This is a genomic window from Aestuariibaculum marinum (genome assembly GCF_014596975.1).
In the GTDB taxonomy this organism is placed as follows: domain Bacteria; phylum Bacteroidota; class Bacteroidia; order Flavobacteriales; family Flavobacteriaceae; genus Aestuariibaculum; species Aestuariibaculum marinum.
In genome coordinates, this window is sequence record NZ_JACVXD010000002.1 from 88,794 (window position 1) to 104,287 (window position 15,494).

The following is a 15,494-nucleotide window of genomic DNA, read 5'->3' on the forward strand; positions in this document are numbered from 1 at the left end:
TCCGGAGCGTTTTTTATTTTTATCCAATGACGACGTTTATTTTCGATGTTCTAAAAGATTTACAGAACACTAACAAAAATCTTTCAGATATAACCTTTATTTTACCCAGTAAGAGAGCTGGGCTTTTCTTAAAACACCAACTTCATAAGGTGTGCAATCAAACTATTTTTGCTCCTGAAATCATCAGCATCGAAGAGTTTGTTGAAGAATTATCCGGGTTAAAAACCGTATCTAATACCGAATTACTTTTTGAGTTCTATGATACCTATCTGGCATTAACTCCCAAAGAAGAAACCGATTCTTTTGAAGTGTTTACTAAATGGGCACAAATTCTGTTACAAGACTTTAATGAGATAGACAGATATTATATTCCTCAAAAAAAGATTTTCGATTATTTGAGTGATATTAAAGAGATTGAACATCATCATTGGTCACTAGAAGAAAACCAAACCGAGTTTATTAAAAACTATTTAGCGTTCTGGAATAAACTTCATAGCTACTACGATCACTTTTCTGACGCATTAAAACACAAAAACATAGGATATCAAGGTTTACTTTATCGTGAAGCTGCCAATAGTATTTCAAATTACATTGAAACCAATCCTAATAAACAACACTTGTTCTTAGGGTTTAACGCCTTAAATACCTGTGAGGAAACCATTATTCAAGCCTTACTTAAAGAGGGATTAGCAGATATTTATTGGGACATCGATGCGTCGTTTTTCAATAACACCTATCATGATGCGTCTTTATTTACGCGACAACACAAAAAGAACTGGCCTCATTTTAAAGCACATAATTTTAAATGGATAACTAATAATTACACCGAGAAGAAAAATATAGCCACTTTTGGTATTCCAAAAAATATCGGACAAGCCAAATACATAGGTTCGCTTTTAAAAGATTTACAACAAGACAATCCGAATCTTGAAAACACTGCGGTTATTTTAGGCGATGAAGATTTATTAATTCCGGTATTAAATTCCATTCCCGATGGAATTAATGCCTTGAATATAACCATGGGATTTCCCTTAAAATCCATTCCACTGGCCTGGTTATTTGAATCGCTATTTTACATTCATAAAACTCCAGCTAAAAGCTTTTATTACAAAGATGTGATTAACATTATTTCACATCAGTTCATCAGACCATTGTTTTTCTTTGATGATATAGACTATGCTTCAAAACTTATTGAAACTATTGATGGCAATAATATTATTTACCTGACTACGGAACGCCTTAAGGCCATTGCACCAAAATCTGTTGAGTTGATAGATTTATTATTTTCTAACTGGCATAAATCTATAAATCTAGCTTTAAAAAATTGTTCTGATTTAATTCTACACATTAAAAACAATCTTGATCAGGACAAAGATGCTAATTTATTGGCTTTAGAGTACCTCTATCGCTTTAATGAGTTATTCAATGAACTAGAGAACCTAAATTCAAAATACGAGCATATAAACGATATTTCAACCCTTTTTGGTATATACAAAGAACTGCTAAGTTCTGAAACTTTAGACTTTCAAGGAGAGCCATTACAAGGACTTCAGGTTATGGGAATGTTAGAATCGCGTGTTTTAGATTTTGAAACTGTGATTATTTCTTCGGTTAACGAAGGCGTTCTACCCTCCGGAAAGAGCAATAATTCGTTTATTCCTTTCGATTTAAAAATTGAAAATAAACTGCCAACGTATAAAGAAAAAGATGCGGTTTATACCTATCACTTTTACCGATTATTACAACGCGCTAAAAACGTATACATCCTTTACAATACCGAAGCAGATGTCCTGACAGGAGGAGAAAAAAGCCGATTTATAACCCAATTAGAACTAGAAGATATTCATAACATCAACCATCAAATTCTGGCTCCAAAAGTTCCTGTTTTAAAATCGGAAGAACATATTGTTGAAAAAACGGAACAACTGGTTAATGAAATAAAAGCTGTCGCTGAAAAAGGCTTCTCGCCGTCATCATTAACTTCGTACATTCGAAATCCGATGGATTTTTATTATCAGAAAATATTAAAAATCAAAGAACATGACGATGTTGAGGAAACCGTTGCGGCCAACACATTAGGAACCGTGGTACATAACACCCTCGAAGATTTCTACAAACCTCTGGAAGGCACGTTTATTTCTGTTGAAATTATTAAAGGTTTAAAATCTAAAATTGACGAGCGAGTTACATATCATTTTAAAAATGAATATAAAGAAGGAGATATAACCAAAGGTAAAAACCTAATTATTTACGAAATCGCCAAACGCTACGTGTCCAACTTTTTAGATTTCGAAATTAAAGATCTAAAATCTGGAAATGAAATAAAAATAGTAGCCATTGAAGCCGATAACAAAGTAGAGATAACAGACATTCCCGAATTAGACTTCCCCGTAAAGCTTGTTGGTAAAGTAGACCGCGTGGATGAATACAATGGCATTACCCGAATTATAGATTATAAAACTGGCCGTGTAGACCAGAACCAGGTTGAAATTATAAATTGGGAAGATTTAACCACCGATTACAAAAAGTACAGCAAAAGTTTTCAAGTATTAACCTATGCCTACATGATGCAACTTATGAATCAAATAAATCTACCTGTTGAGGCCGGTATCATTTCCTTTAAAAACTTAAGTGCAGGGGTTTTAAAATTTGCTAAAAAAGATAAATCGGGATATGGCGCTAAAAAAGATGTTTTAATTACTAGTGAAACCCTTGACAATTTTAAAGTTGAGTTAAAAAATCTTATTTTAGAGATTTGCAACGCTAACATTCCGTTTACAGAAAAAGACGTTTAAATGCTAACCAGAAAGCAAACCGTTATTGATGGTCAACACCAGAAACCTATTTTAATTGATGCAACTTACACATCAACTAAAACCAATCAGCCCGTTATTATATTTTGTCATGGCTATAAAGGTTTTAAAGACTGGGGCGCCTGGAACTTAATGGCTGAAGCTTTCGCCCAACAAGGATTTTACTTCTTAAAATTTAACTTCTCGCATAACGGCGGAACAATAGAACAACCTATAGATTTCCCAGATTTAGAAGCTTTCGGAAATAATAACTACTCGAAAGAGCTAGATGATTTAAAAAGCGTTATGGACTGGATTTTCAATAATTCCAACATACAATCGTTTGCTGATCCGAACAACCTTACGTTAATAGGCCATAGTCGTGGGGGAGGCATTACCTTAGTAAAAGCCGCTGAAGACTCAAGAGTTAAAAAACTTGTTAGTCTGGCAAGTGTATCCGATTTTGAAAGCCGAATGATGAATCTTTGCGATGCCAATCAATGGAAAGAAACCGGTGTTACATTTGTAGAAAACGGCAGAACCAAACAGCAAATGCAGCATTACTACCAGTTTTACGAAGATTTCATGGCTAACCAAGACCGTTTTAATATTGAACGTGCAGCAAAACTTATACGTATCCCACATCTTATTATACATGGCTATGCAGACACTAGTGTTTCTATAAAAGAATCTAAACATATCCATAGTTGGAATACAAACAGTAAATTTGTAACCATCGAAAATGCCGACCACGTTTTCGGTGCTAAGCACCCTTGGGAACATAACGAACTACCACCTCAACTAAACACCGTAATTCAAGAGATTTTAAACTTTTTAAATGATTAACATGACCACCACACAAGAAACACACACTTACGAAAACGGAGAGAAAATCTATGTTGCTACCGATTGTATCATATTCGGTTTCGACGATGGTATTTTAAAACTTTTAGTTTTTGAACGACGTGTAAAACCTAAGCAAGGTGAATTATCTCTTATTGGAAGTTTTGTTAGCCCTGATGAAAGTGTTACCGAAGCAGCACAACGTGTTTTAAAAGAAATTACAGGTCTGGAGAACATTTTTATGGAAGAGCTTAAATGTTACTCTGACACCAGCAGAGATGATGGTGCTCGTTGTATTTCTATAGCACAATATGCTTTAATCCGCATCGGAGAATACGACAAAGAACTGGTTGAAAAACATGGTGCGCATTGGTTTGAAGTCGATAAACTACCTAAACTCGTTTACGACCACGGCGATATGGTTCAGGATGCTTTAGAACGTTTAAAATTGAAATCAAGATTCTACCCAATAGGTATCGAATTATTACCGAAACAATTTACTATTCCACAGCTTCAAAAGTTATACGAAGTCATTCATCAAAAAGAATTAGATCCAAGGAATTTCAGGAAGAAGGTATTATCGCTTAAACTTCTTATTCCGTTAAATAAAAAGGATAAATCTGGATCTAAAAAGGGCGCTTACCTTTATAAATTCGATTATAAAAAGTATAAAAAACTAGAGGAAAAAGGTTTTAATTTCTCCATATTCAAATAATACAATTCAACATAAAAAATCCCGATAAGTTGGTACTTATCGGGATTTGTGATTCGTTACAACTTTAAATTACTTAGTAGTAAATTTAAATATAGTTGTTGTGTTATAGGTTTCGCCTGGGTTCAAAGTAACCGATGGAAACTCTGGTTGGTTTGGAGAATCCGGATAATGTTCCGTCTCTAAACAAAAGCCTGTTCTATGGCCATAGGTTCCTCCATTTTTAGCAGGTAATGTTCCATCAAGAAAATTACCAGTGTATAACTGAATGCCTGGCTCATCAGTGTAAACTTCTAACACTCTACCGCTAGTTTTTTCGTAAGCTGATGCCGCTAAACGCATACCTTCATCCTGATTGTTCAATACCCAACAGTGGTCGTAACCTAACCCACGCTTTAACTGCGTATCCTCTGCATTAATATCCTGACCTATTGGTTTCGCCGTTCTAAAATCAAACGGTGTTCCTGCAACATCTGTTAACTCTCCTGTTGGAATTAAGGTTTCATCAACTGGAACTAATTGGTCAGCATCAATCATTAATTCATGATCCAAAATAGTCTGAGACTCATCTCCTGTTAAGTTAAAATAGGAGTGTTGCGTTAAGTTTACAATGGTCGGTTTATCGGTTGTTGCTTCATAAGCCACTTCCAATTCATTATTATTATTAAGTGTGTAAAACACTTTTGTATCTAAATTCCCTGGGTAACCTTCTTCCATATCTTTACTTAAATAGGTTAGCACTAAAGAAGCTGTGCTATCGGTTTGAGTTTCAGAAGCTGTCCAAACTACTTTATCGAAACCTTTTTTACCACCATGTAAGTGATTTGGGCCGTCGTTAGTAGCAAGGGTATATTCTTCTCCGTTTAAAGAAAATTTACCTTTAGCTATGCGATTTCCATAACGCCCAATTAATGCTCCAAAGAAGGTTGGATTTGTTTCGTAAGGCGCTAAGGTTTCGTACCCTAAAACAATATCTTTATAATTGTTGTCTTTATCTGGCGCTGTCCAGTGTGTAATAATGCCACCAAAAGTGATAATGCTTACTTCCATACCCTTTTCATTCTTAAGAGTATATTGATCTACAGCAATACTATCGGAAGTCATTCCGAACGGTTTCTTTGATATGGTAACGACCGGAGTTGGTTCTGTAACAACCACATCTTCTACCGCTTTCTTTTTATCACTTTTACATTGCACGCTTAGTAAAGCTACTCCTAGCAAAGCAAACGTGTAAATGCCTTTTTTAAATGTATTGTTCATTTTTATCTTTATTTAGTTATTCTTGAAACAGGATATAAAATTAGCTTTAAAATTGTTAAATTCACACTTATCTTATCTTAAATTTAAAAACAGATACTGAATAAGGCTGCAACTCAACACTAAGCTTACCTCCTCTATTTTGAATTTCAGCAGTTACAGGAACAATTTTATCTGGGTTTTCAAATGAATTTTCATCCTCTAAGTGTTCACTTTTTAGAACGATTAACTCTCCTTTCTTATAAACTTTTTTCCCTTTTAAATTTATAGCAACCTCTTGTGATTGATTTGACGTGTTAACCACTTTTACAATCACTTCATTTGTTCCTGAATCGGTTACTGCTGAAGCATATAATTCGTTTTGTCCTGTTAGATCTTTACCGGCGCTGGTTACCGAAATTAAATCGGTTCCACGGTTGGTTGAAAACAACTTTTGCACCTGATAGTTGGCTGTTCCGTATGACTGTAAGTTGTTAAACCAAATCATATCTGGTGTCCATTGCCAGCCTTCTTCGTGAGCCATAAGCGGTGCATATGAGGTTAAATTTACTACCTCAGCATTACGCTCTAAACCTGTGATAAATGCAGCTTCGGAGAATGCACACTCCCAGTTATTTTTATTTTCAGGACTTGCAATAGCTACACTTTGAGCTGCATATTCACCTGCAAAAATTTTAGGCCCTTTTCTGTCGTAACTATCATAACGTGTTGCATTCTCTCTAAACCATTCTGGGCTACGGTAATAGTGCTCATCAATAATTTCTGCATTTAATTTTTTAAGCTCTTCCATACCATATTCGAAATAATCGCCATCCGGAAACGGACCACTTCCAGATACAATAATCATATCCGGATATTTAGCTTTTATAGCTTGTCCAAACACTTTATAACGATCAATATAATCTGGTCCCCATTGTTCATTACCAACTCCAATATATTTTAAATTAAATGGCTCCGAGTGCCCCATCTCGTTTCTTAATTTACCCCAAGGTGTATCTATAGACCCGTTAGCAAATTCAATTAAATCTATGGCATCCTGAATATAAGGATCTAGCTCATCCATAGGTACTAATTCGCCAGAGTTAAACTGACAAGCCATACCACAGCTCAAAATTGGTAACGGCTCTGCGCCTAAATCTTCTGACAACTGAAAATACTCGAAAAAACCTAAACCAAAACTCTGGTAATAATCGGGTGTTAATCGATGACTAAACTCGGTATTCCATCGGTTTACCAAAACCTCTCTGTTTTCGATTGGGCCTACCGTTTTTTTCCATTGGTAACGTCTTGCCAGCGTGCGACCTTCTACAATACAACCTCCAGGAAATCTTAAAAACCCCGGATCTAAATCATATAATAACTGCACCAAATCTTTGCGTAATCCTTTTTCTCTTCCTTTCCAGGTATCAACAGGAAATAAAGAAATCATATCTAAATCTATTTCTCCGGTACCTTCAAACGTGAATTTAAGTTTCGCTTTTGCCAGTGTTTTGTTAGCTGTAATTTGTGCGGTATAATCGGTCCAGTCTGATGATGTTACATCTACTGAAGTTTCTCCTAAAACCACATTATTTTCACCAATAAACTGAACATTAATTTTACTGATATTTCCGCTATGCTTAGCTGCTGATAAATACAAGTTATAGCTTTCGCCTTCTTTGATTCCCATGCCACGGAAGCCCTCATTAATCAATTGATAGCCTTGATCGTTATTTACTTTAACTCTAATAAAATTAGTGTTTCCAGGGTTATCTGCATATTTCACGATAGATCCAATTCCGGAATTATTATTAAAGGAATGCCTGTCACTGTTAGGTTGTATCCAACCTAAAAACGGATCGACCGTAAACTCGAACGATCTGTTTTTTATCATTTCTGCATACAAACCACCGTCGGCAGCAAAATTGATATCTTCAAAAAACACACCGTACATCGTTGGTTGAATCTCTGCTATTTTATTATTGATATCTACCTCCAAATCGGTTTGCCCAACCGCCAAAAATGCATTTAGCATCAGGGATAAACCAATAGCTTTTGTTAAACGTTGTTGTATCATAATATTTAGTTTAGTTGTTGTATTAATTTTTAGTTTCACTAATTAATCGTACGCCATAAATGCCTCCCGCTACAGAACCTGCTTTGGCTTCAAAACGTACGTTTAAAATATCTTTCTCCTTAGTTAAATCACTAGGAATTTCATAGTCTACATCGTAAAACACATTGCCTTTAGAACCATCTAATGTTACTTCAGATATCTGCATTCCATTTATTAAAATATTGAACGTTCTCCCTGTATCTCCACCAAAATAAGTGACACGTAACGCTTTTGCCTTATGTTCTTTATTTTTCATGTTATAACTGAACCAACCTGAAGCATCACGCCAATGACGATTTTGATGCACACCATTATTTGATTGCTCTGATTCTATACCATGATCAGATTCTGGTTGCTGTTCTCCTGGAGCAACATAATCGATAGTAATAGCTCTTAAATACGCTTCGGCTTTTTGTTTTTTTTCAAGAGCTTGTTGCATTTTAGCTAAACTTTTAGGTGTTTCATTTTTGAAATAAATAGCATATCGCTTCTCATGAATTTTATAAAATGGCTGAAGAACCAAACCTTTAAATTGATTTGGATACACCATATCTCCCGTTGAAAAGGTTAACGGCTTTCCTTCAACAGGTTTTATATTTTTTAAGATACTTTGAAGGTTTTCAGACACAAACATTGGCGCTTCGGTTAATGGTAAAAACGGACCATTTGCAATATGTCCGCCACGGCTATCATCGGCAAATAAACCCACCTGATTATCTTCTCCTGTTACAGCAGCCAAAACAATAGGCCCATACTTAACCGACACATAACCTGACTTATCCGGAATTTGCTCTACACCTAAATGCATAGGCAATTGCATTTCAATGGTATCACCCTTTTTCCATTTACGTGTTATGAAAATATAATGTCCCGGTTGGGTTTCGATGGTTAATAATTTTTTATTGATGAATAATTTTAACTCATCCGGTTTTACCCATGTGGGATAGCGCAATTTTAAAGTGGCATTTGTTTTCTTTTTACTTTGCCAAACCAGTTCCGTTTTAGCCTCTTCCGGGAAGTTTGTATTTTGAGTTAATGTTGCTTGTTTTTCTTTCCAGTTAACTTTTGATGGAATAAACAGATTCACATAAAGCGTATCTTCTTTCTTAGCATAAATAAGTTCGTTATACTTAGTATGATTTTCTAAACCAGAACCCACACAACACCAAAAACTGGTTTCAGGTTGCGAATACACACGGTAATGTCCCGGGCGCATCGGTGTGAAATACACAAAACCACCATTAGGATTTTGCGATGATAAAATATGGTTATATAGTCCTCGCTCGTAAAATTCAATGTATTTATTGTCTCCTGTGTCTTCATACAACAGCTTACTTAATTTAAGCATATTGTAGGTGTTACAGGTCTCAGGACCTTGCTCGCCTACTAAAACGGAACTAAAATCTTCGATAGGGTTGAAATGCTCACGCACGCTATTACCACCAATACTTAGCGAACGATGTTGAGTAACATTATTATAAAAATGTAATGCCGAATTGTGATAAATTGAATCATGACTTAACTGACTAATTCTTTCAAAACCAATAAACTTCGGAATTTGCGTATTGGCATGCATACCGGTAAGAATATCTTTATTTTCAGACAACGGATTTAACAATGCCTTTTCGGAAAAACGCTTTGCCAATTCTAAATAGGTTTTATCATCTGTAATCTTATAAACCTCAGCAAAGACTTCGTTTAATCCGCCGTGTTCTGAACGTAACATATCCTGAACCTGAGCATCGGATAAATCTTTTGTAACATCAACAAACCAATCGGTTAATTTAATGAGCATATCCTTTGCGTCTCCTTTTCCGGCATGCACCCAGGCATCTTTCAATCCTGCAAAAGTTTTATGAATATTATAAAGCGGTACCCATTTGCTATTTAAGCTAAAACTTCCTGCTTCAATTTTTCCAGATTTAATTTCCTGCCATAAGTCTGAACTTCCTGGAATACCTCCAATATACCCATTACCATTAGCTTCCTGAACACCTTGTAATTCAGAAAGCGTGTAATCTAGTAACTCTTCGGCTTTAGCATCGTTAGTTGATGCCAAATACATAGACAATGCCGATACATAATGCCCAAGAATATGACCATCTAACCCTGTATTTTCCCAATTGGTATAAGACGCCGCTTTAGGTTTTAATCCGGCTTCCCGTAAAAAAGGCACTAATAATCGGTCTGCATTAAGTTTTTGAATGTAATTAAAATCGGTTTCAGAAGCTTGTTTAAACACCCCAGTAGTGACAGAAACCTGATCTAAAGGAAATACCTCAACTTGTTGTTGGGCATGAATACAAAAACTACCTAAAGCAAATAAACCTATAACCAATCTTCTCATATACTAATCCAAAATATTTTCTTTTAAACTCGGCCAGCCAGCTTCGTCCCAAACTAACTCTGCAATCTTAAGCTTTGGTGCACCATTATCGTTTGCATCATAGGCATGGAAAAACATATAATCCTTACCGTTAAACGTATACGTACTATTATGCCCGGCACCATACCAATTTTTATTCCCTTCAACGAGCAACGTTCCGCCACCTTCAAAAAGAGATGTTCCGGTTTTATCTACATAAGGTCCTGTGACGTTCTTAGAACGGCCAACCACGACTTTGTAGGTACTTTTTTCACCTCGACAACATAAATCCCAAGACAAGAATAAATAATAATAGTCATTCTTTTTAAAAATGAAAGGCGCTTCAAGAGCAGCATCACCAGGATTCGTATCCGCCAAATCGAAAGAACGCTCTCGTCTGGCAATGGTATACCATTCCTGAGGTTCAGCAATAGACAATAAATCCGGATTTAGTTTCACCATTTTTAAACCATCCCAAAAAGACCCGAACGATAACCACGGTGTATTCTCCTCATCAAAAATTAAATTGGGATCAATAGCATTCCATAAATCACGATTAGGTACCGATTGGATAACAATACCATGATCGACCCATTTATAATTTTCATGGGAAGGGTTTAATGTTTTATTGGTTGCCACGCCAATAGCCGAAGTATTTTTAGCAAACGCTGATACCGAATAATACAAATAATACATCCCGTTGTGAAAAGAAATATCCGGAGCCCAAATGTGGTTTTTAAAGTCTGAAACCACCTCATCTGTCCACTCTGGTTTTTCAGAAAACACCGAAGGTTCCTTTTTCCAATCTTTTAAATCTTTAGAACTAAAACAGCTAATGCCACGCCCTGTACAATACAAATAAAAGGTATCATCCTGCTGAATCACCACTGGGTCGTGTACGCGAATGTCTTGCGCAAACGCCAGCGTTCCGAAGAACAATGCCATTAGACTTAATTTTGATATAAGTGATTTCATAATATTTGTTTTATTCCTGAATACCTTCAGAAGTCATTATTACGCGTTTCATCGTGCCGTCTTCATTATAATACAAACGATCTACACAAACAGAACGTCTGAAACTTCCGCCGTGTGTTGGGATACTTCCATTATGATAAATGAAATAATCCCTGCCTTTAAACTCAATAATGGCCTGATGATTCGTATTACTATTTCCAGCGACTTCATTCAAAATCCCTTTAAATTCCCACGGACCAGTGATGGATTTGCTCATCGCATAAGCAATTTTTTCAGGGAACTGATACGCATACGATAAATAATACCAATCGCCTTTTTTATGAATCCAAGGCGCTTCGGTAAAATTTGGTAAATCGACCGTCATTATCGGGCCATCTAACTCAATCATATTTGGTTTAAGCTTGGCATATTTACAAACGGTATTTCCCCAGAATAAATATGCCTGACCATCATCATCCACCCAAACAGTGGGATCAATATCATCCCAGCTAATTTTAGTTTGTGTGGTCATATCGTTTGTTATTAAGGCTTTTCCAATAGCATCTTTAAAAGGTCCTGTTGGACTATCAGAGACCGCAACACCAATGGCTTTACCATGAATACTGCCATGCTCTACAGTAACATACCAATAAAATTTGCCGTTATGTTCTATAACCTGAGATGCCCATGCACTACCCGACGCCCACTTAAAATCTGTAGGCTTTAATGGTACTGGATGCTCTTCCCAATGTACCATATCTGAAGATGAATATACCAACCATTCATGCATACGATAGGCATTCACATCGTTTGGCGCCTGATCATGTCCTGCATACAAATACACTTTATCGTCGTGTACAATAGCTGCAGCATCGGCGGTATATTTATCTGTAATAATCGGGTTATTAAATTGCTCTACTGCCTTTAAAGCTGTATTTATTTTTGTTGATTTACAAGCTACTGTAAAGACTAAAAGTCCTCCCAAGCATACATAACTTAATTTCATGTTTAAATATTTATTTTTTAAAGAACAATACTTCAGTATTATATTTTCTTACCCCAAACTGGCAATCCACCTGCTGTTAAACCTGAATAAGTAATAGTTACTTTTCTGGTACTTGCTTCCCAATCCCAGGCATCTTTCACCTTACATTTTACGCCATTTATGGTTAATGTTTTCGCAGAACTATCGTAAGACCATGTTCCTGAAACCCCTCCTGTTACTTTTTTATCGGTTGTGAGGTTTAAGGTTTTTGATGTCTGAATGATTTTATACTGATAATTCATTTCTATATGTTCCCAATTTCCAATAAAAGAAGCTTCAGTAATCTCTGTTGTTGGTACACCAGCATAACGCTCTGGTGCAATAACCGGCCAACCATCGTCTGTCCATTGAATTTCACGTACATGTCCCATCATTATAGCATTAGAAACATTAATACCTGAAACATTTTCTGGTAAACGCGCCTGCGACGCATAAAACCATTCTTGTGTATCTGGATTTTGGAAAACAGCATTATGTGAAAATCCAACCCAACCTGTATGGTTTTTAAAACTGTACGGATGTGTCAACATCGGGTAACAATCGGCACCAGCTGAAACATCTGCTCCATTAATACCTAAATAAGGTCCGGTAATAGTTTTAGAACGCGCAACACGAGTGTTATAAGCAACAGACAATTCATCGTAAGCCATAAACAAATAGTAATAATCGGTATCTGGATTATATAGAATTTCAGGGCCTTCTGAAGCTTGCCAACGGCTATTTCCTCGTTTCGCGATAGTAACTCCGTAATCATCTAAAGTTTCTAATTTATCAGGTTTACCTGTTTCAGAATTCAACTTTAAAGCTGCTATACCCGAATGCCAGGACCCATAAATTAGGTACTGTTCATTTTGAGGCGTTTCAATAAATGTTGGATCGATAGCATTGAATTTAAAATACCCACTCCAATCGTTTCCGCTCGTTCTTGTATAGGTTTCTATTCCATCTGCCACAGAGCAAACCACCATACCTTTATCAGTCCAGTTATTCGAGGCCAAATCGTCGGTTTCCATTAAACCAATAAACGCACGCTCTGTCCATGATGTATCAAAATCGGAACCAACAATAGGCTCTACAACCACAATACTGTAATACATTCTGAATATATCGCCGACTTTTCTAACGCAAGGCGCCCAATAGCCATACTGTGGGTTTTCGATAGGCGGTAGAGCAGGATCCATTTTAGAACGCATACTATTCAAAGTGTCTTTTACCCAAGTTGGGGCGGAAGGCATTGTACTCCCTCGATACTCCCAGTTTATTAAATCTTTCGATCGTCTGTGATGAAAATGACCGTTACCATCATGCGCATTACCGTAAGACGCATCGGTTTGGTACATGTAATAATACTCACCATCTTTTACCACCGATGGGTCATGCACATTTGCCAAATTCCATTGCGAGCGGCTACTCCACGACGCAATAGATGTGTAATTATCCGGATAAGTAGGTCCATCAAACGTTTCAACTATAGGAGGTTCGTAACCACATTCAACAGAATTTTCTACAGAAGTGGTATAAATTCCTCCATTACCATCGGCATAGGTTATAATTTGAGTCGTTCCGTTACATTCTTTACTAATCACTGTTCCTGCCTTTTCATAGTTTTCAGTATCATCTTTGGAACAGCTCAATAACGTCAAAGCCACTAAAACTAAAATTCTTAGAGCTTTAATTTTCAATACATTATTTTTCATAAGCTTTAGGTATTATTTCCCCTCTAGCATCACAACAGAGAACGGAGGAATGGTTACGGTAAGCTTATTCTTTTTTAATTTAAAATCTTTGAAGGCCTCAACTTTAACTGTTGAAGGCTTATCAAATGTATTATGGTCTTGAAGTTTTTTAGATGCTACGATATTTGCGGTAAAATCTTTTACATCTAAATTAGCACAATCAATTTCAATTGTATTTTCTTTTTTAGAATCGATATTTACTAAAGAGATATGCACTAATCCCTCTTTATCTTTTGAAGCTGAGGCAGAAATAGCCGGAAGTGATTCTCCGTTAAAAGTGTACTTTGGCGACTCGAATGAAAGTGGTAACAATTTAGCATCCTGATGCGCTGTATACATTTTCATAACGTGATAGGTAGGCGTTAACAACATTTTTTCATCCTTCGTTAAAATCACTGCCTGTAATACATTAACCGCCTGCGCCAAATTCGCCATTTTAATTCTGTCTGCTCGTTCATGAAGCATGTTTAGTGTAATTCCAGCAATCATGGCATCGCGCATTGAATTTTGCTGATAGGCAAACCCTGGATTTGTTCCTTCTTCAACAGCGTACCAACTTCCCCATTCATCAACCACTAAAGCCACTCGTTTTTTAGGATCATATTTATCCATTATAGCAATATGATTATCTAAAATTTCACTGGTTTTTAGACAGGTTTTCATGATAGAGAAATAATCTGACTCATCAAATTTTGTCGCCGAACCTGAAGGCGGCCATCCTGTACGCGTATAATAATGTACCGAAAGTCCCCACATCATATGATGCGATACATCTCTCATCATTACTTCGGTCCAGCGATAATTGTCAGCATCGGCACCCGAAGCTATTCTTTTAATATCTATTCCAGGATAGTTTCTGGCATACGTAGCATATTGCCTGTACAAATTAGCAAAATACTCTGGTGTCATGTTACCACCGCAGCCCCAACTTTCATTTCCAATACCCCAGTATTTCACGCGCCAAGGTTCTTCTTGTCCGTTGGCTTTTCTCCATTGCGCCATACTTGTATTACCATCGTAATTACAATACTCTACCCAATCGTTAAGTTCTTCAACGGTTCCGCTACCTACATTTCCAGCCAGATAAGGCTCTGCACCAAGTAACTCACAAAGTTCTAAAAACTCATGAGTTCCAAAGCTGTTATCTTCTTCTACCATGCCCCAATGGGTATTAACAATCACAGGTCTGTCGGCTTTTGGCCCAACACCATCTTTCCAATGGTATTCGTCTGCAAAACAGCCCCCTGGCCAACGCAAATTAGGAATCTTTAATCCTTTAAGTGCTTCAACAATATCGTTTCTAATACCGTTTGTATTAGGTATTTCGCTATCTTCTCCTACATAAAAACCATCGTAAACAGAGCGCCCTAAGTGCTCTGCAAAATGCCCGTAAATATGTTTGCTAATTACAGGGGCATTTTCATCTACCTGAATGTCTATTGAGGTTGTATTATCTTGTGCATTTAAACCCGAAGTAACCATTACAAATAAGGCTAGGGGTTTTAATAGTTTAGTTTTAATAGTTGTCATTAGTTGTTGGTATAAATTTTATACATTTATCTCTACAAACACGATAAGTGTTCAATGTACACTTACAAATAAATTAAAAAAAGTTAATATATCCAAGACAGAAAGGTAAATAACTGTAATATTAACATTTAAAAATTAATCCTTCATCATTTAACAACAAAGCAT

The 15,494-nt window shown here is 36.4% G+C and carries 10 protein-coding genes; 3 read left to right on the forward strand and 7 right to left on the reverse strand.

The features are described 5' to 3' along the window. Nucleotides 1–26: 26 nt before the first annotated feature. The 3 genes from ICJ85_RS04265 to ICJ85_RS04275 are packed head-to-tail and all read left to right on the forward strand — an operon-like array spanning nt 27 to nt 4,350. Nucleotides 27–2,795 carry a PD-(D/E)XK nuclease family protein gene (locus tag ICJ85_RS04265; protein ID WP_188222547.1) on the forward strand — a complete coding sequence of 923 codons (2,769 nt, stop codon included), beginning with the start codon at nt 27–29 and terminating at the stop codon, nt 2,793–2,795. Continuing rightward, the gene (locus tag ICJ85_RS04270; RefSeq protein ID WP_188222548.1) at nt 2,796–3,638 is read left to right on the forward strand and encodes an alpha/beta hydrolase family protein; all 843 of its coding nucleotides are present in this window, start codon (nt 2,796–2,798) and stop codon (nt 3,636–3,638) included. It begins immediately after the preceding gene. Nucleotide 3,639: 1 nt separating this feature from the next. After that, nucleotides 3,640–4,350: an NUDIX hydrolase gene (locus ICJ85_RS04275; RefSeq protein ID WP_188222549.1), complete on the forward strand. Its 711-nt coding sequence runs from the start codon at nt 3,640–3,642 to the stop codon at nt 4,348–4,350. A 69-nt stretch (nt 4,351–4,419) separates the two neighbouring features. On the opposite strand, the gene ICJ85_RS04280 is transcribed toward ICJ85_RS04275, so the two are convergent. From ICJ85_RS04280 to ICJ85_RS04310, 7 genes are all read right to left on the reverse strand, one after another. Further along, a complete protein-coding gene (locus ICJ85_RS04280; RefSeq protein ID WP_188222550.1) occupies nt 4,420–5,607 on the reverse strand; it encodes an aldose epimerase family protein in 1,188 nt (395 codons plus the stop codon). Between the two features lie 67 nt (nt 5,608–5,674). After that, nucleotides 5,675–7,660, reverse strand: coding sequence for an alpha-L-arabinofuranosidase C-terminal domain-containing protein (locus tag ICJ85_RS04285; RefSeq protein WP_188222551.1), 1,986 nt, complete (start codon nt 7,658–7,660; stop codon nt 5,675–5,677). 22 nt (nt 7,661–7,682) lie between these two features. Then, entirely contained in the window at nt 7,683–10,046 is a 2,364-nt protein-coding gene (locus ICJ85_RS04290) for a glycoside hydrolase family 127 protein (protein ID WP_188222552.1), read from the reverse strand. 3 nt (nt 10,047–10,049) lie between these two features. Continuing rightward, nucleotides 10,050–11,039 (reverse strand): arabinan endo-1,5-alpha-L-arabinosidase, encoded by a 990-nt coding sequence (locus tag ICJ85_RS04295; RefSeq protein ID WP_188222553.1) that lies wholly within the window; start codon nt 11,037–11,039, stop codon nt 10,050–10,052. 10 nt (nt 11,040–11,049) lie between these two features. Beyond that, complete coding sequence (locus ICJ85_RS04300) at nt 11,050–12,024, reverse strand: glycoside hydrolase family 43 protein (protein WP_188222554.1); 975 nt, start codon at nt 12,022–12,024, stop codon at nt 11,050–11,052. Nucleotides 12,025–12,062: 38 nt separating this feature from the next. Then, nucleotides 12,063–13,760, reverse strand: coding sequence for an arabinan endo-1,5-alpha-L-arabinosidase (locus tag ICJ85_RS04305; protein WP_188222555.1), 1,698 nt, complete (start codon nt 13,758–13,760; stop codon nt 12,063–12,065). A 12-nt stretch (nt 13,761–13,772) separates the two neighbouring features. Next, nucleotides 13,773–15,329 (reverse strand): alpha-N-arabinofuranosidase, encoded by a 1,557-nt coding sequence (locus ICJ85_RS04310; RefSeq protein ID WP_241739487.1) that lies wholly within the window; start codon nt 15,327–15,329, stop codon nt 13,773–13,775. Nucleotides 15,330–15,494 lie beyond the last annotated feature (165 nt).

Coding starts and splice junctions, on each gene's coding strand:
- ICJ85_RS04290 (WP_188222552.1), bottom strand. CDS start 10,046: ATGAGAAGATTGGTTATAGGTTTATTTGCTTTAGGTAGTTTTTGTATT.
- ICJ85_RS04310 (WP_241739487.1), bottom strand. CDS start 15,329: ATGACAACTATTAAAACTAAACTATTAAAACCCCTAGCCTTATTTGTA.
- ICJ85_RS04295 (WP_188222553.1), bottom strand. CDS start 11,039: ATGAAATCACTTATATCAAAATTAAGTCTAATGGCATTGTTCTTCGGA.
- ICJ85_RS04305 (WP_188222555.1), bottom strand. CDS start 13,760: ATGAAAAATAATGTATTGAAAATTAAAGCTCTAAGAATTTTAGTTTTA.
- ICJ85_RS04280 (WP_188222550.1), bottom strand. CDS start 5,607: ATGAACAATACATTTAAAAAAGGCATTTACACGTTTGCTTTGCTAGGA.
- ICJ85_RS04300 (WP_188222554.1), bottom strand. CDS start 12,024: ATGAAATTAAGTTATGTATGCTTGGGAGGACTTTTAGTCTTTACAGTA.
- ICJ85_RS04275 (WP_188222549.1), top strand. CDS start 3,640: ATGACCACCACACAAGAAACACACACTTACGAAAACGGAGAGAAAATC.
- ICJ85_RS04285 (WP_188222551.1), bottom strand. CDS start 7,660: ATGATACAACAACGTTTAACAAAAGCTATTGGTTTATCCCTGATGCTA.
- ICJ85_RS04265 (WP_188222547.1), top strand. CDS start 27: ATGACGACGTTTATTTTCGATGTTCTAAAAGATTTACAGAACACTAAC.
- ICJ85_RS04270 (WP_188222548.1), top strand. CDS start 2,796: ATGCTAACCAGAAAGCAAACCGTTATTGATGGTCAACACCAGAAACCT.